At 42.7% G+C, this 20,996-nt stretch carries 20 protein-coding genes and 1 riboswitch; of the genes, 9 read left to right on the top strand and 11 right to left on the bottom strand.

Features of this window, described 5'->3' with window-relative positions; translation table 11 throughout:
• Positions 1–12: 12 nt before the first annotated feature.
• The 6 genes from IX53_RS03195 to IX53_RS03170 are packed head-to-tail and all read left to right on the top strand — an operon-like array spanning position 13 to position 6,140.
• A complete protein-coding gene (locus IX53_RS03195) occupies positions 13–600 on the top strand; it encodes an NUDIX domain-containing protein (RefSeq protein WP_245612753.1) in 588 nt (195 codons plus the stop codon).
• On the top strand, positions 546–1,421 hold the full coding sequence (gene ispE / locus IX53_RS03190) for a 4-(cytidine 5'-diphospho)-2-C-methyl-D-erythritol kinase (RefSeq protein WP_047754126.1): 876 nt from the start codon (positions 546–548) through the stop codon (positions 1,419–1,421). The genes IX53_RS03195 and ispE overlap by 55 nt, the downstream gene beginning before the upstream one ends.
• A complete protein-coding gene (locus IX53_RS03185) occupies positions 1,411–3,075 on the top strand; it encodes an Rqc2 family fibronectin-binding protein (protein ID WP_047754125.1) in 1,665 nt (554 codons plus the stop codon). Before ispE ends, IX53_RS03185 begins: the two co-directional genes overlap by 11 nt.
• Complete coding sequence (locus IX53_RS03180; RefSeq protein ID WP_047754124.1) at positions 3,059–3,979, top strand: hypothetical protein; 921 nt, start codon at positions 3,059–3,061, stop codon at positions 3,977–3,979. The genes IX53_RS03185 and IX53_RS03180 overlap by 17 nt, the downstream gene beginning before the upstream one ends.
• Positions 3,980–3,993: 14 nt before the next feature.
• Positions 3,994–4,845 carry a rhomboid family intramembrane serine protease gene (locus IX53_RS03175; RefSeq protein ID WP_047754123.1) on the top strand — a complete coding sequence of 284 codons (852 nt, stop codon included), beginning with the start codon at positions 3,994–3,996 and terminating at the stop codon, positions 4,843–4,845.
• Positions 4,846–4,856: 11 nt separating this feature from the next.
• Positions 4,857–6,140 (top strand): hypothetical protein, encoded by a 1,284-nt coding sequence (locus IX53_RS03170; RefSeq protein WP_047754122.1) that lies wholly within the window; start codon positions 4,857–4,859, stop codon positions 6,138–6,140.
• Here IX53_RS03170 and IX53_RS03165 read toward each other — a convergent pair.
• From IX53_RS03165 to frr, 11 genes are all read right to left on the bottom strand, one after another.
• Positions 6,137–7,315 (bottom strand): type III PLP-dependent enzyme, encoded by a 1,179-nt coding sequence (locus IX53_RS03165; RefSeq protein ID WP_047754121.1) that lies wholly within the window; start codon positions 7,313–7,315, stop codon positions 6,137–6,139. The genes IX53_RS03170 and IX53_RS03165 overlap by 4 nt on opposite strands.
• Positions 7,316–7,425: 110 nt before the next feature.
• Entirely contained in the window at positions 7,426–8,202 is a 777-nt protein-coding gene (locus IX53_RS03160; RefSeq protein WP_047754120.1) for an ABC transporter ATP-binding protein, read from the bottom strand.
• Positions 8,195–9,166, bottom strand: coding sequence for a FecCD family ABC transporter permease (locus IX53_RS03155; RefSeq protein ID WP_245612752.1), 972 nt, complete (start codon positions 9,164–9,166; stop codon positions 8,195–8,197). The genes IX53_RS03160 and IX53_RS03155 overlap by 8 nt, the downstream gene beginning before the upstream one ends.
• Before the next feature lie 22 nt (positions 9,167–9,188).
• Entirely contained in the window at positions 9,189–10,091 is a 903-nt protein-coding gene (locus IX53_RS03150; RefSeq protein ID WP_047754118.1) for an ABC transporter substrate-binding protein, read from the bottom strand.
• Positions 10,092–10,143: 52 nt separating this feature from the next.
• Positions 10,144–10,310: riboswitch (cobalamin riboswitch) on the bottom strand.
• Between the two features lie 2 nt (positions 10,311–10,312).
• A complete protein-coding gene (gene mutL, locus IX53_RS03145; protein ID WP_047754117.1) occupies positions 10,313–12,091 on the bottom strand; it encodes a DNA mismatch repair endonuclease MutL in 1,779 nt (592 codons plus the stop codon).
• A gap of 1 nt (position 12,092) precedes the next feature.
• The gene (rlmB, locus tag IX53_RS03140; protein WP_047754116.1) at positions 12,093–12,833 is read right to left on the bottom strand and encodes a 23S rRNA (guanosine(2251)-2'-O)-methyltransferase RlmB; all 741 of its coding nucleotides are present in this window, start codon (positions 12,831–12,833) and stop codon (positions 12,093–12,095) included.
• Positions 12,817–13,233: a Mini-ribonuclease 3 gene (locus tag IX53_RS03135; protein WP_082128453.1), complete on the bottom strand. Its 417-nt coding sequence runs from the start codon at positions 13,231–13,233 to the stop codon at positions 12,817–12,819. The genes rlmB and IX53_RS03135 overlap by 17 nt, the downstream gene beginning before the upstream one ends.
• Positions 13,220–15,835, bottom strand: a complete 2,616-nt coding sequence (alaS, locus tag IX53_RS03130; RefSeq protein WP_047754115.1) for an alanine--tRNA ligase — start codon at positions 15,833–15,835, stop codon at positions 13,220–13,222. The genes IX53_RS03135 and alaS overlap by 14 nt, the downstream gene beginning before the upstream one ends.
• An 11-nt stretch (positions 15,836–15,846) precedes the next feature.
• Complete coding sequence (locus IX53_RS03125; protein ID WP_047754114.1) at positions 15,847–16,698, bottom strand: phosphatidate cytidylyltransferase; 852 nt, start codon at positions 16,696–16,698, stop codon at positions 15,847–15,849.
• Positions 16,688–17,383, bottom strand: a complete 696-nt coding sequence (locus tag IX53_RS03120; protein ID WP_047754113.1) for an isoprenyl transferase — start codon at positions 17,381–17,383, stop codon at positions 16,688–16,690. The genes IX53_RS03125 and IX53_RS03120 overlap by 11 nt, the downstream gene beginning before the upstream one ends.
• A 5-nt stretch (positions 17,384–17,388) precedes the next feature.
• Positions 17,389–17,946: a ribosome recycling factor gene (gene frr / locus IX53_RS03115; RefSeq protein WP_047754112.1), complete on the bottom strand. Its 558-nt coding sequence runs from the start codon at positions 17,944–17,946 to the stop codon at positions 17,389–17,391.
• A 192-nt stretch (positions 17,947–18,138) separates the two neighbouring features.
• Here frr and yajC point away from each other — a divergent pair, with 192 nt between their 5' ends.
• The 3 genes from yajC to secF all read left to right on the top strand — a co-directional run bounded on the left by yajC (position 18,139) and on the right by secF (position 20,983).
• Positions 18,139–18,513 (top strand): preprotein translocase subunit YajC, encoded by a 375-nt coding sequence (yajC, locus tag IX53_RS03110; RefSeq protein ID WP_047754111.1) that lies wholly within the window; start codon positions 18,139–18,141, stop codon positions 18,511–18,513.
• Between the two features lie 62 nt (positions 18,514–18,575).
• Complete coding sequence (gene secD, locus IX53_RS03105; RefSeq protein WP_047754110.1) at positions 18,576–20,081, top strand: protein translocase subunit SecD; 1,506 nt, start codon at positions 18,576–18,578, stop codon at positions 20,079–20,081.
• Positions 20,078–20,983, top strand: coding sequence for a protein translocase subunit SecF (gene secF / locus IX53_RS03100; RefSeq protein WP_047754109.1), 906 nt, complete (start codon positions 20,078–20,080; stop codon positions 20,981–20,983). Before secD ends, secF begins: the two co-directional genes overlap by 4 nt.
• Positions 20,984–20,996 lie beyond the last annotated feature (13 nt).

Here is a 20,996-nt window from a genome sequence, read left to right as displayed (position 1 = left end):
GGAGGTGTTTCTTTGCAATCAGAGCATGTCTTGGTAGTAAGAACAGAATATCTTAAAGAACTCCTCAGTTTTTCAGGTATAAAGAAAATCCCTCTCGATATCTTAAAGAAACAGGTAGAAAAATATGGGGAGTTTTTACCCAGAGAACTTGCGGAAAACGATGAGAGGTACAGACAGTTGATTCCCTATATCGTTCTCAAAGACGGTAAAGATTTCGTCCTTCTAAAGCGTACTAAAAAACAAGGGGAAAAGAGGCTTCACAACAAATTCACCATAGGTATTGGAGGTCATATAAATTCAGAGGATGGGGACCACAAAAACCTCTGGACAACCTTCGAAAAAGGTCTTCAAAGGGAATTTCGAGAAGAAGTAGATGCAAAACTCAAGACCCTAAAATACCTTGGTGTGATAAACGATCTCACCACGGAAGTATCGCGGGTACATCTGGGTATCCTGTACATTGCGGAAGTGCATTTCAATGGCCTGAATGAGCGAGATATGTTTCAGGTGTATAGGGTAAAGAAGGAGGAGTTACATGACTTTATATGGCAGATGGAAGGGTGGTCAAGATTAACGGTAAGATATATCCTAAGACCCTGAAAGCTTTTGCAAAGGTTAATCTACATCTACAGGTCTGTGGTTTGAAGGGGAATTATCATGAAATTGTCACACTTTTTCAGACAGTATCATTATCTGATGAACTGTACATCGAACCCTCTCTTTCACCGGGGGTGAAGTTTTATTCAGAACCGAAACTGCTCTGGAATGAGGAGAACACCCTTTACAAAGCCTGTGAGAGTTTTGAAAGGTTAACACATCAAAGGCTTTCCATCAGGATAACATTAAAAAAGTGTATTCCGTTTTCAGGAGGACTCGGTGGAGGAAGCTCCGATGCAGGTACGCTATTAAGAGCCCTTGGTGTACTATTAAAAATACCTTTTAGAACGATTTACAAAGCTGCGTGTAAAGTTGGAAGTGATGTTCCCTTCTTTCTTGTTGGCGGAACAGCAATCGGTCTGGGCAGAGGAGAGAGATTGATCTTTCCGGGCGATCTCGAAGGGTACAAGGTGGATCTGTATTTCCCCGGGCTTGGAGTTTCTACACCGGAGGCCTTTGCGATGATCGATAAAGAGAACCACAATGAAGAGCAAGATATCAGTAAAGCATTTGAACTGTATAGAGCACTTAAAGATGGCGATTTTTCCAAAGTCGCCTCTCTTAGTAGTAACACTTTTGAAAGGGTAATATTGAGATTAGAAAAGATAGCGAAACTGTATGAAGAAATCTCCAGAAAGAAGGCGATATTTCACCGGCTTTCCGGTTCGGGGAGCACGTTGTTTAGTCTCTATGAACCGGAATCCAGGGATGGGAATTACAATTTTGTTAGCTCAGCAGAGGTGAAGAAACTAAATGACTTTTAATGGCCTTCTGTTGCATAAAGTGCTTAAAATGCTGGAGAAACTGTGCGGGCTTTCTTTGAGGCAGGTATATCAGAGTGGCAAGAGTAGTTATTATTTCAAATTTTCAAAGGGAACAATGCAGATTTCCGTCGATCCTGTGTATCCTTTCGTTCTCTTTCGCCATGGCCATGATAGAGAACTTGGGAGCGAATCAGCGTTTCTCAAGGTTTTGAGGATGAAATTGAATGGAGCAGTACTTGTTGAAGTAACTCAACAGGGGCTCGATAGAGTTCTGGATCTAAGTTTTCATAGGAAAACACCTTTTGGTGAAATAGAAATTTATCACCTCTTCGTAGAATTAATGGGACCGGGTTCAAACCTGATTCTCACTGACGAAAAATCGAAAATTATCGCTCTTCTGAAAAAAAGGATCACCGAAAAAAGAACCCTCCTCTCCGGTTCTCGTTATGAACCTCCGGAGAGAAGCGGTTTGAATATCGTGGGAATGGATTGGCGCTTATATACGGAATATCTTGAAACGATTGGATATCAGATAAAGAAAATCAGAATACAGGGATTTGATGGGAAAAGCCTGAATAACTTTCTTCAACTACTTTCCATAGCTGGAGATGGAGTTCTCACTGTCGAAGAGACAAGACGGCTTTTTAATGCTTTAAAAGAGCTCGAGCGAACATTAAGTACCCCCAATATTTATCTTGTGAACACTTATGGAAAACCATGGCTTTCCGCTTTTTTTGTTCCTGGCTCCCAACAGTTGGAAATTACAGAGGCAATCGACAACCTAATAGAAAATGAGAGAAAGAGCATGGAGTTTGAGAGCGAAAGACACAGGATTTTAAAGTATCTGAAGAAAGAAAACATAAAAATTCAAAGGTTGCTGAATAAACTCAACATAGAAATGAGAGAGCTATCAGATTATGATCGATACAGAAAAATGGGAGAGCTACTGATCGCAAATCTTTACAGGCTGAAAGACAAGAGAGAGGTTGTCAATTTGAAAGACTGGGAAAGTGGTGAAGAGATCCGGATAAAACTCGATCCTCGCCTGAGCTTTTCAGAAAATGCCAGAGTTTTCTTCAAGTATTACAACAGGTCAAAGCGAAAAGTCCAGGCCGTGCGAAAACGTATAGAAAAACTTGAAGAGCTACTCTCCTATTATGAGGGGCTTCAGGAAATGTTCGAAATGGCTCAAACCAGGGAAGATCTGAAAGCGCTGGAAATCGAGTTGCACGAAGCAGGTATCCTTAAAAAGAAAAAAACAACAAAAAGAAAGACAGCAACAAAGTCTGGACCAAAGACATTTGTTTTTAGTGGCTTTACCTACATAGTTGGTCGGAGTAATATCCAGAATGATGAGATAAGGAAGCAGGCGGCAGGTGAGGATCTGTGGTTTCACGCTCGCAATATTCCTGGTGCACATGTTATACTGAAAACAGCTGGAAAGAAGCCAGGTGATAGAGAAATCAGATATGGCGCCTATCTGGCTGTCCTTCATTCTAGAGGTAGGATGTCAGGGAAAGCAGATGTCGATTATACCGAAGTGAGAAACGTCTGGAAACCAAAAGGGGCACATCCGGGGATGGTTCTTTATCGGAATTTCAGGACAGTGATTGTCGACCTCAGTGAGGGGGACTTTGATGCTGAGAGTAAGTAGTCTTGTCTTTATCCTTGGTGCGCTATGCAGTTATTTACCCTTATTTACTGGGAATACATATTTCTCCATGGTTAGTTTTGCCGTGGGAATTACCATAAGTCTTTTCATATGGTATGTTCTTGCAATAAATAGAGACGGGCATTATAAAGAACTCCTCAAAAGCGGGATTTTCGAAGAACCGGGGATGGAAAGGAAAGGACTTCTTCTGAAAAGGAGGGCGGTTCCATATGTGATCGCCTATACTTTTTCATTTACGGCTCTTCAGCTCTCCAGCATGGGAGCTATGAAGATTTTGATGGAAAATGCCTATGTTCTGAGTGAAAATACTGATACCGCTAGGTTAATGGAAATTCTTGGAAAGGAATATACGATCTATTCCGCTATTTTCCTGGTTTCGCTTTTACTCACCGCGTTTCTCTTTTACAAGCTAATAGATATCATATACAATGATGAGGTGAAGATGCAACTCCTGCTTGCAGAGAAAAGGAGGATTCCTCCAATTGTTCCGGGTACCATTTCAGTCTGGACAGTTGTGCTGTTTACAATGGTCTCTTATGGTATCTTTAGTTGGTATTTCAGATACAGATTGATGATGGTTCAGGTTCTCTACAACAGATTCAGAGAAAAAGTTGAAGAGCTGGAGGGAAAGACCCTCGAAAAAAGGAGCATTAGAGAAAAGGAACTCGTCCAGGCAGTTGAAAATGCTGAGCGAATCAGGGAAAAGTACACTTCTACACTGGGGAAATTCCCCACAGGTGATGAAAGAAAAGAGATAATCGCGTCTTTATTCAGGGATCTTGGAAATGTCAGCAGAAAAGACGCCGGCGATATTCTAAATACTCTGCTTGAAAAAACGCTTCTCACTGAAAGTGAATACAAGAAACTAATCAAACTCCTCTTTTAAGAAAGGTGATGATGATGAGGAAAGTACCCCCTGTTACCATGACACTTATTTCCATAAACATTACGATCTATTTCTTCTTGTTCGTTTTCTCCATGCTCAGGCCGCACCTCGGCGATTTTTACAGTTTGTTCCTGTACTATGGAGGAGCGAGTCGGAGTGCACTTCAGCAGGGGTTGATATATACCCCGCTGACTGCCCTCTTTTTACATGGAAATATGTGGCATATTCTGTTCAACATGTACGCCCTTTATCAGCTTGGATATCTTGTGGAAGGGCTCTTTGGAAGAAAAAATTTTATGCTCCTGTATTTTTTGAGTGGAATCGTGGGTAATCTGACGGCGGTGGCTTTTACCACTTATATTACAATAGGTTCCAGTAGCGCTATCTTTGGACTGGTTGGGGTGCTTTTTGTACTTGGTTTTAAAAAGGACACGCCTGTAATACTCAGATCTGTTACCGGTTTCTCACTGTTGCCAATAATCCTGTTAAACCTGATTTTCGGATTTGCTATTCCAAATATAAGTAATGCAGCCCATATTGGCGGGTTGCTAGCGGGAATGGCGCTAGGCTGGTTTATACCGCCACAGTATGCTGTAGTGAGAAAACCAAGATTCACCAGGGTCAAGAAAAAATCACCTGAAGAAATATCTCAGGAAATCCTGTTGAAATATGTTCCTATATTGAATGCCCTGAAAAGCAATGGCGATGAAGAAGGACTCGATGAAAGGACGATACAGATCGCTCAACTCAGAAAGGAACTCAGTGAATTGAAAGATTCCGAACTTGCTCAACGAGTTCTCTGGAAGTTGTACGAAAGAGACCTGTTGACGAGTGAAGAATTTGAAAAACTGAGAAAGTTCCTTTGAGGGGGTAGGACATGAAACGTTCGTTGATCTTTTTGTTGATAATGCTAACGGCCATTGCTCTTGCTGTGGATTATTCAGCCACTTCGCCTTTTCCTAAGGATGGAGCTGTCATACTGCCCTTCAATGGAGAGGCCAGGCTGAGCTGGTCTGTTAATAACCCCTATGGAAAAACTCTCATATATTATCTTAACGTTTATGATGGCGAAAATAGTCAGCTGTTTGGACCGCTAACTGAAAGAAGTTTCTCTTTTCCTGTTAAACCTGGAAAGACATATAGCTGGAAAGTAAAAACGGTTGTATATGACGAAGAATATTGGAGCTCGCAATGGGAATTTCACGTTCCTAAAACTTTTGATTACCTTTTCGGTGGTATTTACTGGGAATATCCCGTCGACGCTAAAATAGTGAATGATGAAGTGGTCATACTCGGAAAAAGGCTCAATGGTACAAGTTATGAAGCGTATCAGTATAAGCTCTCGGAGGAGTTCAACGTAGTCGAACAGCGTTTTCTCGGTGCTTTCACTCCCACAGATTTCTGGAAGGATGGAATATTGGGTTACGAAAACACTGAAGCTGGGAAAGTTCCCATCTTCTGTTACGATAGTGGTTCCACAGAGACGATATTTCCTGGTGCGTTTTCTTCTATTCAATTGCTAAAGGGCTTTGACAACACGATAATATTTGCTGGAAGAAGTAACACTGGTACCTTTGCCTTTGTAAAAAAAGGTGAAGAACTTTCAAAGATTAAACTGGGAAAGTTATCTTTAATTGATGCTACGGTAGTGGGGGGTAAGGCTGTCTTCGTAGGTTCGGTTTCTGAGGAAACTTTGAACTTTCCCGTTGTCGTTATTGGCAGTGAAATGGTGTTGAAATGGCGATATCAAGGGTGGCTTTTGAGAGTAGTTTCTGGTGAAACTGATCGATTTTTTTACGTGCTTGGAATTGTCCCTACACCTACGAATGATTATGACGTGGTTCTGAGAAAGTATACCACCGATGGGATCATGTTATGGAGCAAAACCATTGACGATTTCCGTGATGAAATACCGGGAGATATACTGTTGCTGGACGACAGAATTTGTGTCCTGGAAAGTGTATACGACGAAGGTTATAAACAACGAATATTCCTCTATAGCTTTGATGGAGAACCTATGGGTATTCTTGAAAATAAAACAGAAAAAAGTGAGAAACCCCTCAAACTTCTTAAAATAGAGCCGGGATTTCTCACAGTAGGATACTCTTATGAACCTGGTTCTAAGACACAAATAGCTGTCAGATTTTTCTCAAAGCGTTAAAGATCCTGCTCAAAACCTTTTTCATCCTGAAAGAATTCCGATTCGGCTAATGTGAAATCTTCAACAAAATACACACCCGGTGCTTTAATGCCATTGAAATTCGTAGCATATTCCGTGGTATAAGCACCGGCATTTATAAAATACAGAATATCGCCGTACCCAATGGTTTTTGGAAGTTCGACTTTCTCATAAATGGTATCGATAGAATCGCAGCTGGGACCGGCAAGAGTGAAAATTTCCTTTTTGTCGTCTTGTTTTCCATCAACGATTATTTCGTATCTGAAATTTTCAATGGTTTCAGTCAAACCGTGGAACACACCAGCGTCAGCGTATACCCAATCCTCATTTCCTTTTCTGCTTCTGAGAATCACCTGAGAAACAAGAATACCGGCATTGCCGACCATAGACCTACCGGGTTCTATGAACACTTCGAGATTTGGGACAAAGGACAGCTCTCTCTCTATCGCCCTGTTGATCACGTCTCCGATCTCTTTCACCGAAGGGATCTCCTTTATGTGTTTTACGGGCATACCGCCACCAAGGTTGATCATCCTTAGATTTATTCCTTCAGTCCTTAGGACTTTGAACACCTTGGCGGCTTCAATGATGGCCTTTTCCCAATTGGCGACATTGTAATTTTGGGAACCCACGTGGAAACTAACTCCGTATGCGTCCAAGCCAAGGTTGTCGGCATAACGCAAGATAGATATCACATGTTCGACATCGGTGCCAAATTTCTTCGAGAGAGGCCAGTCACTGTCACTACCGGTGGTCATGATCCTGACATATACTTTGCTACCGGGTGCATGAGCCGCTATTTTTTCGATTTCCATTTCAGAATCAGCTGCGAAGTATTCGACCCCAACTGAGTGAGCATATTTAATATCTTCGATCTTTTTTATTGTGTTGCCAAAACTCATCCTATCGGGTGTTATATTCAATGAGAGTAGTTTATCTATCTCTCCCCTTGAAGCAACGTCAAAACTGCTCCCTAGGGTGTTGAGGAGGGAAACTATTCTCGGATGAGAGTTGGCTTTTACGGCATAGAATACTCGAACATTATTGACGTGGTTGATTATGTCGTAGTAATTATTCCTAACATAAGAGAGATCCATGAGCAGAAATGGCGTTTCAAGGCTCCTTGCCAAAGTTCTAACCACCGGTGTAACCTGCATAAGCAGCCCTCCCTGCAAAAAGTCGAGTAATTCTAACACTTAAAGAATTAAGAAGTTTGAAATTGGGGCTTTCATTTGGTAGGCAATTGCATTAAAAGCGTATTACGATATCAGTAAAAAACCACCAGCGGTTTTTTTGTCAATGGATTTTCAATTATCGTAGATTTTGCGTCATAAACTTTTTCTATCAAGGTTTCGGTCAATATCTCCTCTGCCTTTCCAACAGCGAGAATTTTGCCGTCCTTTAAAAATGCTATCCGATCAGACATGTTTATTGCCTGGTTTATGTCGTGAGCTACGTTGATGGCCGTAATTCCCTCCAACTTCATCATGTTTTTTACAAGCTCTATAAGCTTCTGAGAATGTCCGGGATCAAGATGCGTTGTGAATTCATCCAGAAGCATTATTTTTCCTTTTTGAGCAATGGCTTTCGCTATGACCACCCTCTGGCGTTCACCACCGCTAAGAGTATTGAAAAGCCTGTCCCTGAACTCCAGGGCATCAGCCCTCTTCATGGACTCCTCAATAATTTTGTAATCGTCTTTGGTAAAACTGTGCAATGCAGTAACATGAGGATTTCTTCCAAAGAGTACAATGGTCTCGCATCTTAAATCGAATGCCGGAGAAAATTCTTGGGGAATATACGAAATTATTCTAGCCAATTCTTTTATTGAACAAACCGATACTTCCTTGCCGTATAACTTTACGCTACCTTCATAGTTTTTCAATATACCGCTGACTATCTTCAACAATGTAGACTTGCCTCCACCGTTCGGCCCCAGAATGCTTAATATCTCGCCTTCGTATAGTGAAAAAGAAACTCCATTGAGAGCTTGTATCTCTCCATAGCTGTACTTTACTCTCTCCGCTTTCAACACCTCAACCATTTGTAATTCCCGCCTTTCTCTTCAGCAGGTATATGAAAAATGGAGCACCTACCAGAGCTGTCACAGCCCCTATCGGGAGCTCTGTGGGCTGAAAGAGTGTTCTGGAAACGGTGTCGCAGGCGGTGAGAAAGATCCCGCCGATCAATAGAGTAGAAATCAAATTGAACTTGCTGTCTGTGCCAAAGAGTAATCTGGTAATGTGGGGGATAATCAAGCCCACGAATCCGATAAGCCCGGCAGTTGAAACGCTCAACGCCGAGACGAAGGCTACATTGAAGAACACGATGCTTTTTACCCTTTCCGGATTGACTCCCACTGTGACCGCATGCTCCTCACCTGCTGCGAGGATCAACATCTTTCGTCTGAAGAGCAAATAGATCACACTTTCAACCACAAGGGCAATGAGCATTCTGTGGAAATCGTTCCAGCTAACTCCGGACATCGATCCAAGAGACCAGAAGTGAAGGCTTACAATATTTCTCCAGGTGAATATGACGAGAAAAGTGACGGCAGCGTTGAAAAGAAAGGAGATAATGACCCCGCTCAATATGAGCGAGGTCACCGGTATCTTTCCATCTTTTCGCGAAACAAAATATGCGGTGAAGGCAGAGACAAGTGCGAAAACGAATGCCAGTAGTTCCATGTTTATAGTTAATCCAAAATATTCCTTCAGGACCAGCGACAGAACTGCTCCAAAAGAGGCTCCTGCCGAAATTCCAACGATGTAGGGGTCAGCCAGAGGGTTCTTCAGGGTTAGCTGAAGGCTATCTCCAGCTACAGCGAGGGAAGCTCCGATGAGGAAGGCAACGAGTACCCTTGGCAACCTGAGCTGGTTGTAAAGTGTTGCACGGACTCCAGTTGTGTTACCGGTGAGTACACTCAAGATTTCTCGAACACTATATTTGACTGTTCCATATGAAGACAATATGAGTAGTAGAAACAATGTTCCTGATAATATGGCCAAAAATACAAATATTCTCTTAAAGTTACCGCGCATTTTCACTCGCACCGTAGAACAACGTATGTAATTCCTCGATTATTTTGAGGAGATCAGGGTTTGCGTACGAAAAAAGGTTTCCATCAACGGCATAAATCCTGCCTTCTCTGACAGCAGGCAGTTCTTTAAAAGGAGGATATTCTGTGATCTTTTGTACAGCTTCGACATCACCGCCGGGGTAATAATACGGAACAAGGATGATATCTGGCTGGGTTTTGATCACGAATTCAGGACTAACAGGGAACCAACCGTTGTTGCCAGAATAAGGAGCAGCCACATTAACTCCGCCCGCGTAGGAGATTGCCTGGTTTAGAAAAGATCCCGTTCCGCAGGTCCAGATTTCTTTCACTTCCCCGGTCACCATTGCGTAGAACACCTTCGGTTTTTCTTCTTGGGGAATCATGAAGGTCTTCTTGGCTATTTCCAATATTTTATTTCTGAATTCGTGTGCCAGCTTGCTCCCCCTTTCATGCTCACCGAAAATTGTGGCGATCAGGGCTATATCCCGGAACACTTCTTCAACTGTGTTGGGGTTTATGACCACTGCCCTGATCCCAAAACGTTCCAGCTTAGGAACTTCCGGTTCTTGAAAGCCACCGGTGAGGAAGACGAGATCGGGATTTAAAGAAAGGATTTTTTCGATGTTCAGCGGTATCAGATTACCTATCTTTTCCACTTCATGAGAAAGAGAAAAACTATCCCAGTTAGTGACCCCTACTATTCTGTCATCTAGACCCAAATAGGTGAAAAAACCTGTAACGGCAGGAGCGGCAATCACTACCCTCTCAGGTAAATGATCGATTTCTATGAGTCTGCCGAGATCATCGATCACACTCATAGAAAACAGTGTGATACCCATTAACAGAAGAATAACAGATAAAAGCTTTTTCATGATTCCACCTCCAAAAAACGAAATTCCACCATTCCTCTGACCCGGAGGAATGGTGCTATCTTAACACCAGGCAGGTCTCCTGGCTTGTGGATCATCCTACTTTCCGCGCCTTCCCGGCTCATTTGCCAGTGGCTCAAAGCGGATTTCGTCCCCACTCACAGTGGCGGGACCGCACCGGATTCTCACCGGTTTCCCTTCACCTGGTGTCGTAATCAGGTTGATTACCTTCTAGAAAAGAAGCGATCAAGGTCATTAAGAGTTATGAACATCGATATGGGTCTTCCATGAGGACAAACTACGAGCTTCTCTTCTATCAGTTCTTCGAGCAAATTCCTCGCCTCTACCTCGTTTAGTCTGTCCCCTGTCTTTATAGCCGCCTTGCAGGCTATGGATGCCAGAAGGTTATCGAAAACCTTCACAGGATCTTCCAACCTCACAAGCCTGAGCTCATCGAGTATATCCAAAAAAACCTTTTCTGCCTCATTCTGTGGTACTAAAGACGGTATTGCTTCCAGCGTTATTTTATCACCATTCGATTTCCAGCGAAAGCCGAGTTCCATTAATTTTTTTTGATTGTTATCTAGCAATCCAGATCGAAGAGCATCGATTTTCAACGTTATAGGGGATATGAGTTGTTGGGATTCGATTCTCTTATTTCTTTTCAGGCGTTCAAATATGAGTCTTTCGTGAGCTGCGTGCTGATCTATAATGATGAGTCCTTCAGAGCCTTCGACAAGAATGTATCTCTCGCCGAACACACCGATAAACTTAAACTCTTTCGATTCTTTTCTCGAATTTTCTGGCTGAAAAGCTCTGAAGTTTTTTCTTTCAATTTCAAGAGGTAGCGCGTATGACTCATCCGGAACACTCCGGTAGCTTTCACGGATTTTCGGCCAATGTTCTCCAATGTGTTCACGATTTTTGAAGTCATAGTCCGAATTTTTTTCGATTTCAGTATTTGCCTTTTGTATTGACTCCGAGGATATCCCTGGCTTTATCCTGAATGTACCTCGCTGATGAATGGCGACTCTCACAGCTCTTTTGAGTGCATCAAGTACAAGTGAGGTTCTGGAAAACTTTACCTCAAGTTTCTGTGGATGAACATTTACGTCGACCAGCGCGGGATCCACCTCTATAAAAATGATGGCAAAGGGGAAACGCCCCTTCTCGAGTGTTTCACCGTATCCTCTCTCGAGGGCATAGTTGAGCTCTATTTGCTTCACATGACGACTGTTCACAAAAATCATCTCACCGAAACGATTCAGACGAGTTCTTTCTGGCATTGTAACAAAGCCCCTTACGCTGATACCAGAATTTTCATCGGTGTATTCAACCTCTATGAGGTCATCAGGTTTGAGCTCAGGGAAAATGAGTCTGATCCGATCTTTCAAAGGTTGATCTATCGGGGAATCATAGATAACCTTCCCGTCTTTAACGTACAGAAAGGAAATAGACGGATTTGATAGCATGAACCGCTGGACTATTTCTGTGACCATCCTTCCTTCAACAGCTGCTGATTTCAGGAATTTTCTTCTCGCAGGTGTGTTGAACAACAGATCGTAAACCTCAACCATTGTGCCAGTTTTCCCAAGATAAGGCTCTTCCGCAACGACGTTCCCACCGGTTATCCTCAGGCTTAATCCAACACTGTTTTTCTCCTGCTTCGAAGTTATGATCATTCTGGAAACACTGGCGATGGTTGAAAGGGCTTCGCCCCTGAAACCGTATGTGTTTAATCTGTAGAGGTCCTCGATGGATTTGATCTTACTCGTTGTGTGAGGTTTTATTGCCTCTTTGAGATCTTCCGGTGACATACCTTCCCCGTCGTCGCTGACACGAATAAATTCTTTCCCGCCTTCCCTAATTTCCACTTCGATTCTTCGGGTGTGGGCATCTATTGAGTTTTCTATAAGTTCCTTTACAACGGAAAAACAGCCAGTTACGACTTCACCGGCAGCTATTTTCAAGACGACTTCCTTTGGAAGTTCTCTTATTTTCATTTTATTCACCACCGGATAGTTGTCTTCTCAATTCAAAGAAGAGAATTGCTGCGCTAGCTGAAACGTTTAAAGAGTCCACCTCTTTTTCCATAGGAATGGAAATGATGTAGTCCGCCTTTTCTTTGACCAGTTTCCTAACACCTTCACCTTCGTTTCCCAGAATGATTGCAGCTTTTTCGGGAAATTCAATGCTGAAATAGGGTTCTCCTTCCATAGAAGCTGCATAGACCCAGAAACCTTCTTCTTGAAGTATTTCGACTGTTCTTGCCATATTAGTTACTATGGAGATGGGTATTCTAAAGGCGAGGCCGGTGGAGACTTTTACAACCGCTGAAGTTACCTTGGCGGAGGATTTCTCAGTGATTATAATACCCCTCATACCCGCGGCGACAGCGCTTCTGATGATTGCACCGAGATTATGAGGATCCTGTACCGTGTCAAGTAGAACCAGAGGAAAAACAGATTCATTTCTTGACAATTCTATTATATCTTCAAAGTCAGTGTAAGGGAACTCTTTGAGATCCACCACAACACCTTGGTGCTTCTTCTCTCTACAAAGATTATAGAGTTTTTCCGGTGGAGCTTCATCCACCTTGTAACCCCTTTTCAAACACCTTAGCTTTAGCTCTTCCAGCTCTTTAGACACATTTTGCTGATTTGTGAAGAGTATCCGCTTTATCTTCAATTTTTTGGAATTAAGATCGAGAATTTCTCTGAGAACATTTCTACCGTGTAGATACACTGGCCATCACCTTTGAAAGGATTTCTTCCAGATGGGCAAAATCACCTTTAACGTAGAGATAACCGATCAATGCCTCCAGCGCGGTGGCCCGTCTATAATCGATATCATTTCCTCGCTTCTTTGCACCCTTTGAATTATAGCCCCGGTTTATCACTCTTCTGTCTTCTATTGTCAAGAGTTTGTCAATAAATTCGAGTGCACGGCTTTGTCCTCTGGCATTTACCAGCTTGGTCAACAATTCGTGTTGATACCCTGTTCTCCTCTTGGCCTCTTTCAGCGTTCTTAGCCTGAAGAAGAGCTCATACACAGCATCGCCAATGTAAGACAGAGTATCCGTGGAAAACTCATCCACATCATAATCGACAGTCAACAATCTAGACAAGGCTTCAAATTCTGACATATTCCTCAAGGGATTGGATAACCTCTTCAATTTTGTTTACCTCTTTCCCGCCAGCTTGGGCGAAGTCGGGTCGACCCCCCCCGCCTCCTCCGAGGGTTTTGGCGATGTTCCTGGCTATCTGCCCGGCGTTGAATTTCTGTGTCAGTTCTTTTGATACTTTGACCACAAACAATACCTTATCTTCCTGCTTATCAAAAACAATCACCACACCATTTCCAAGTCTCTGCATTAATATGTCCGCTGTGTTTCTTACCAGCTCAGCTGGAGCGTTTTCGACAATTCGCACGAAGAATTTCGTTCCGTCTATCATTATCTCATGGTCATCGGAACCACTCTTTCCGGAGAGAAGTTTTTCCTTCAGCTTTTTAATTTCCCTTTCCTTTTCTCTGAGATCTTGAGTCAACATGACAACCCTTTCCAGTATCATTTTTTCTGATACCTGCAGCATGCTTTTCAGATCTTCTCGCAGTGATTCCAGATCTCTCAAGTATTTGAGCGTTTCATTTCCTGTGATTGCTTCGATTCTGCGAACTCCTGCCGAGACAGAAGTCTCTGAAACAATTTTAAAGAGTCCGATTTCACCCGTGTTTTTGACATGAGTTCCACCACAGAGTTCCCTACTGAAATCAGAGATGTTGACTACTCTTACCTTATCACCGTATTTTTCTTCAAAAAGGGCTATAACGTCCTCAGATTTCGCTTCCTCAAAACTCTTTTCTTCAATCGTGACGGCTAAAGCCGACAGAATTTTTTCATTTACCAAATCTTCAACGGCCGTAATCTCTTCAAGGCTCAACGGAGAATAGTGTGAAAAGTCGAATCTCAGCCTTTCTGGTTCGACGAGAGAGCCCGATTGTTTCACGTGGTCTCCAAGGATTCTCCTGAGAGCTGCGTGCAGCAGGTGTGTGGCCGTGTGGTTTCTTGCGGTAGCCTTTCGTTTCTCTTTATCAACCACCAAATGGGCTATTTCGCCTTTTTTCAGTTGACCTCTTATCACCCTCACCCTATGTAGAACCATGTCCTGATAGGGTATGTGTACATGAAATACCTTTGCAGTTCCGGTAGAAGTCTCTATTAATCCAGTATCAGAGACCTGGCCACCCTTTTCGGCGTAGAAAACGGTTTTCTGAAACACAAGTTCTCCCTCTTCAGACTCGGATAATGTATCAACGAGCTCATTTTCTTTAAGAATTGCACTTATTTCGGTTTCTGTTTCCAGATATTCATATCCAAGAAATTCGGTACCACCTAACTTCTCATACAGCTCTTTATTAAGAGTGGAAATAACTCCATATTCACGATTTCCTGTGGCGGCTCTGGCTCTCTCTCTTTGCTCTTGCATAAGCTTTTCAAAACCTTCTTTATCTAGAGAAATATCCCTATCGCTCAACATTTCTTCCACCAATTCCACGTGAAAGCCATAGGTATCGTGCAGCATGAAAAGATCAGCACCTTCGAGATTCCCTTTATTGTTGATTATTTGCCATAAGCGTTTTGTTCCCTTTTCCAGATTCTCCAGGAACCTCTCTTCTTCTTTAAGAGTTACCTCTTCTATAAGTCTGAGCTTTTCCTTTACCTCAGGATATATAGTTCCCATCTTTTGCGCCACTGTCTCTGAAATTTTGTGCAGGAATGGACGCTTGTTGCCGAGTAAAGACCCATGCCTTACTGCACGCCTTAAAAGCCTCCTTAACACGTAACCTCTACCTTCATTAGAGGGGAGTATTCCATCGGCAATCATGAAGCTGATAGCGCGAGAATGATCTGCTATGACACGTATGGAGGTATCCTGATTTTCTTTTTCTCTGTATTTGACGCCTAGCAACTCTTCGATTTTTCTTATTATTGGAATAAAGAGATCGGTGTCGAAATTCGTTTCGACTCCCTGCATTATAGCTGTAAGCCTGTCAAGTCCTAACCCGGTATCGATATTTTTTCTGCTTAGGGGAACGAGTTGCCCAGCTTCGTCTTGGTTATATTCAGTGAATACGAGATTCCAGAATTCCAGGAATCTTCCACAGTCACAGGCTGGGCTACAGTTCTCAACGTCGGGACAATTCTCACTGCGACCAGTATCGATGAATATCTCGGTATCAGGTCCACAGGGCCCCGTAGGTCCAGCGGGCCCCCACCAGTTGTCTTCTTTTCCCAGTCTTACGATCTTTTTCTCGGATATGCCAACTTCAGTTTTCCAGATTTCAAACGCTTCGTCATCCTCCTTGTACACGGAAACCCATAATTTTTCCTCCGGAATCTTAAGAACCTCAGTAACATACTCCCATGCCCACTTAATTGCTTCCCTCTTAAAGTAATCGCCGAAAGAGAAATTACCGAGCATTTCGAAGAATGTATGGTGCCTTGGTGTCTTACCAACATTCTCGATATCTACTGTCCTGATACATTTCTGACAAGTGGCAATTCGAGGATAGGTGGGTTCTATCTTGCCCCAGAAAATAGGTTTGAAAGGGACCATCCCAGCGACAGTAAACATAAGTTGCGGGTCATTTGGAATCAAAGAAGCGCTCGGTAAGACCGTATGATTCTTTGATTTGAAGAAATCGAGAAAACTCTGTCTTATTTCTTCGGATGTCATATATCTCATTTGAGCCCTCCTCAGGTGTTTAGCAATATCATGAATATGTAAAAAATCGGCGTTACAAAGAGCAATCCATCGATCCTGTCCAACATGCCCCCGTGTCCAGGTAGTACATTTCCTGAATCTTTCACATTATGATACCTTTTGAAAGCGGATTCAGTAATGTCACCTACAGTACCAAAAACAGCAACTACCATAGGTAAAAGGAAGATCTCTTCAAGTCCTATTAGGTTGAATTCAGGAGTTATTGCTTTGACCAACAGAGTGTACAACCATACAAAAATGACTGTTAACAGATAACCACCTATAGCTCCTTCAAAGCTTTTTTTGGGGCTGTATGAAGGAGATATTCTCAATTTCCCGAATCTCACTCCGCTGAAATAAGCTCCAGCATCGAATACCCATACCATGAGAAGATTCATCAATGCGACAAATGGGCCGAAATTTATGTAAATAGGAAAGAAAAAGGAAAGGCAAAGGGAAATATAAATGAGCGAGAATGATCCGTTCACAACAAAAATTTTGGCCTTTCTGACGTCGCTGATTAAGAGGATAGTCAGCACAGCGATCGTGATGAATGCGAGGGTGAAAATAAGTTCAGGCCGTCGCTTCGTGTCACCAAGCAAATTGAGTTTGTCCAATAAAAGGCCATAGAGTACCGTCGTTAATGTGATGATACCGACATACATCAATCGTAGAATTGGATGTCCGCTGTTTTTAAGGCTGAAATTTATATATTCGAAACTCGCAAACATAACAACTGTTGCAACGAGGCCGATCAACGAATAGTAGTTTATAAAGCAGAATACAACAAATGGACCAACCAGGAAGCCAGTTGCCAATCTGATCCCGAGTTCTTTATTTTTCATTATCTATCACAGCTCCATACCTGCGTTTTCTTCTAGAATACTCTTCTAACGCCTCAATAAAATTTTCTCTAGAAAAATCAGGCCAGAGTACCTCGGTGAAATACAATTCACTGTAAGAACTCTGCCAGAGCAAAAAGTTGCTCAATCTCTTTTCACCGGAGGTCCGGATTATAAGGTCCGGGTCTGGCACATTGGGTAGATACAGATGTTTTCTGATGGTATTTTCATCTATATTTACAAGCTTTTCGTTTATAATTTTGTTGACAGCATCAACAATTTCAGCTCTTCCACCGTAATTTAGAGCAACTATGAGATTTAACCTGTTGCACTCTGCGGTTTTCTCCTCGATTTGCCTGCAAAACTGCTTTGTTTCCTCATTCAGTTCCTCGACTCTACCCATAAAGCGTAGTTTGACGGATTCTTTCAAGAGCATCTCCAATCGCTCACCGAGGTACTCAACCATTAGGCGGAAGAGAAATTTGATTTCTTCTTCCGGACGTTTCCAGTTCTCGGTGGAAAAGGCATACAAAGTGAGATATTTAATACCAAGATCTGCACACCATTTTGAAACATCTTCAGCCACTTTTGCGCCGACTTTGTGTCCTTCGACACGATTTAGACCCCTTTGCTTTGCCCAGCGACCGTTCCCATCCATTATAATAGCCACGTGTTCGGGAACTTTCATGATTTTCAGAACTCCATTATTTCTTTCTTCTTCTTTTCGAATTGATGGTCCATTTCTTCGACATACTTGTTAGTGAGCTTCTGAATATCTTCTTCAAAACGCTTGAGGTCGTCTTCCGTTATTTCCCCTTCTTTCTGAAGTTCTTTAGCCTCCTTTATGAAATCACGCCTGATGTTTCTTATAGCAATCTTGCCTTTTTCGGCAATTTCTTTAGCCATCTTCACCCATTTTTCTCTCTGCTCCGTTGTTGGAACGGGAAAGTTGAGTCTGATGACGTTACCATCATTGAGAGGTGTAAGCCCAAGGTTAGAAGCCAGTATTGCCTTTTCGATGACGGAAAGCAGGTTCTTTTCCCACGGTTTGATCACGAGGGAACGGTCTTCAGAAACGTTTATCGTAGCAAGCTGATTTACGGGTGTGGGAACACCGTAGTAATCTACCTTGATTTCTTCAAGCAAAGAAGGAGAAGGTCTACCCGTTCTCATGTGACTGAATTCTTCCACTATCTTTTCAACACTCTTTTCCATTTTGCTTTCGGCTTCTTTTAACATGGAATTTTTCATAGCTCATTCCTCCCTTCGCGTTGCGCATTCTAGTGCAAATTATAACATAGTGGCTGATAGCTTTTAACTGAGGGGGCATATAGAACCAAGCTATTTAGTGTTCTTATACTACACGATAAGTCGTTGGTTGAATTGAAATAAACGATCTGGTAAAATCTTTATCGAGCTTTTTATTCGACAGGAGGTATAGACATGTTTCCGTTTTTGGGATTTATAACCTACGCTCCAGTAACCTCTGAGCCAGCGCCGGCAGTCCCCACTTCCAGTGTCGGTGGGCTTTCCGGAATTTTCATCTGGCTTATCATAATGGTAGCCCTGTTCTATTTCATGATTATTCTTCCTCAGAGGAGAAGGGAAAAACAGTTCAAACAGATGATGTCCCAACTGAAGGTTGGGGACAGAGTTGTCACGGCCGGGGGCATTCTCGGTAAAGTTACGGCAATAAAAGATAATACAATAAGGGTAAGAACAGGCAATGGATCGGAAGTCGACGTTACAAGGCGTTCTATCACGGTCATTCTTGGCAAGGGTGAGAGTCCCGAAGAAGTCGAGGTAGAAAAGAAGTAATTATTCTCAATATCAATAAAAATTGAAAGGGGGTGCTCTGTCCGTTTTTACGGGCATTGGCCATGAGAGCAAACCAAAAAAGACTCATAATCAGTGTTATAATTCTGATCCTTGCTTTGCTGCCGCTCCTTATTCCACGTGGTGGAGCCGAAGGAGAAACCTTTCTATCAAAGATAGCAGCCAATATTAAACTCGGTCTTGATATCAAAGGTGGGGCATTGCTTGAGTACCAAATGGTTACACAAGCTCCAAAAGAAGAACTGAATTCTCTTGCAGATAGAGTGGTGGAGGTTCTCAGACGGAGACTTGATTCCGCTGGTTTCACTGAAGCAACCGTTGAAAAAGTGACAGCGAAGATCGAATATGGTCAGAACATACCACCTATAAGGGTCAGAGTTGAGATCCCGGGAATAACAGATATTGAAAAAGCAGAACGCTTGATAGGAAGTACCGGTAAACTTTACTTTGCAGATGTTCTGGCTATTGAGACCGGTGAAGCCACACCACAGATTCCCTCCGATCTGCTTTTTGAGGTCAGTAAGAGAAAGCTTCAGGGAGCAGAACCATACTGGCTTAAAGACATTCACTTCGGAAAACTCGAAAACGGCGTTAGAAACCAGACCTGGTATCTCATAAGTCCGCGGGTACTCGTGGGGACCCAGTACATTGAACTCAATGGAAGTTCTGTTAATGAAGCACAACCTGGTGTCAATCCCAAGCCGAGACCTGGTCAGGGAAAATTCATGGTCACCCTGAGATTCAACAGCGAAGGTGCTAACACTTTCTATAAGATAACAGCAGAAAAAGCAAATTACCCTTCGGGAGATATAAAAAACAGACTCGCTATTGTCCTTGATGATAGGGTTATTATCGCTCCCGGGGTAGATGAACCAATTTCAGGAGGTAGTGCGATCATCACTGGACTGCAGACCATCGACGAAGCGAAGGAAGTTGCTATACTCGTTGGCAGTGGAAACCTTCCCGTCGAACTGGCCCCGTTCAATAAACAGATACTTTCTCCAACACTGGGAAAGGATATAATTATGGGTGCTCTTTGGGCTGGCATAGCTGGTGTCATAATAGTTATGATCTACATGGTAATTTTCTATGGAGTTATGGGACTTGTAGCTGATGTGGCTCTGATTTACAACAGCATCTTGCTTTTTGGTATGCTCTCTGCTTCTGGGGCGATACTTACCCTACCTGGTATAGCCGGTATCATTCTTACGATTGGTACAACAGTTGATGGCAACGTGCTGATATATGAGAGGATCAAGGAAGAACTCAGACTTGGAAAGACACCAGAAAACGCCATAGACAGCGCTTTTAGCAAGGTTTTCTGGACAATATTTGATGCGAACCTCACGACTATCATAGCCGGCCTTGTCCTCCTTTATTTCGGTACGGGTACAGTAAAAGGTTTTGCAGTGACTCTCATATTGGGTGTATTAGGTGCTATGTTCACCAACCTTGTGGTCTCGAGGACAATGCTTACCGGTATGTCAAAAGGCATAAAACCATCAAGATATGTTAAAGAGGCCCGTGCCAGAGGAGGCGAGGTAAGATGAGGTTTAACATAGACTTTGTTGGTAAACGACGAGCTTTCATATTTTTTTCTATTCTGCTCATCCTCATTTCCATCGTTCTCTTCTTTGTTAAGGGGTTTAACCTTGGCATTGATTTTACTGGTGGTACCGAAGTCAGTGTTCTCGTTCCTGATTTGAACTTCAGTGTTGCACAAATGAGAGCCGAACTCTCCTCTGAAGATCCGATCTTCGGGTCCGCCAGAATTATAAAGCAAAAACCTCTTACAACTGAAAACGGGCAGGAAGAAAAAGCACGTTTCTCAATCGTCGTAAACGTGGAAAGTGAAGTAGAACTCACGAACATAATACTTAAAGCTCTTTCGGATAAGGGTGTGACTTCTTCCGATTTGCTCTCAGTCAACAGAATATCAGGGTTTGCTGCCCAGGAAATAAAGGGTTATGCTTGGACAGCTATCGTGATAGCAGTTGCACTTATATTACTCTATATAACGATCAGATTCCAATTCTCCTTCGGTGTTGGGGCAATTCTCGCGCTGGTGCATGACTTGCTCATCACACTGGGCTTTTATAGTCTCTTTGGTATGGAGATAAACGCTCCGGTTTTAGCAGCACTATTGACCCTGCTGGGTTATTCGCTGAATGATACCATAGTGGTTTATGACAGAGTGAGAGAAAACCTAAGGAAAATGGGTGGTAAGAATATTGCTGTGATCGTTAACAAGAGCATCAACGATGTTATCGTCAGGTCATTAAATACTTCTTTGACAACATTCCTGGCTGTATTGACGTTGTTCATTTTCTCAGGCGAGGTGCTTAGACCATTCGCATTTGGTATTCTTGTGGGTGTAGTAGTCGGAACCTATTCGTCACTATATATTGCCGCCCCTGTCGTGATCAAGTGGCTCGAAAGAAGAGCGCGATAAATTTCGCATGGGT

It is taken from the genome of Kosmotoga pacifica (assembly GCF_001027025.1).
Classification (GTDB): Bacteria; Thermotogota; Thermotogae; order Petrotogales; family Kosmotogaceae; genus Kosmotoga_B; species Kosmotoga_B pacifica.
This window is presented reverse-complemented; position numbering and strand designations above follow the sequence as displayed.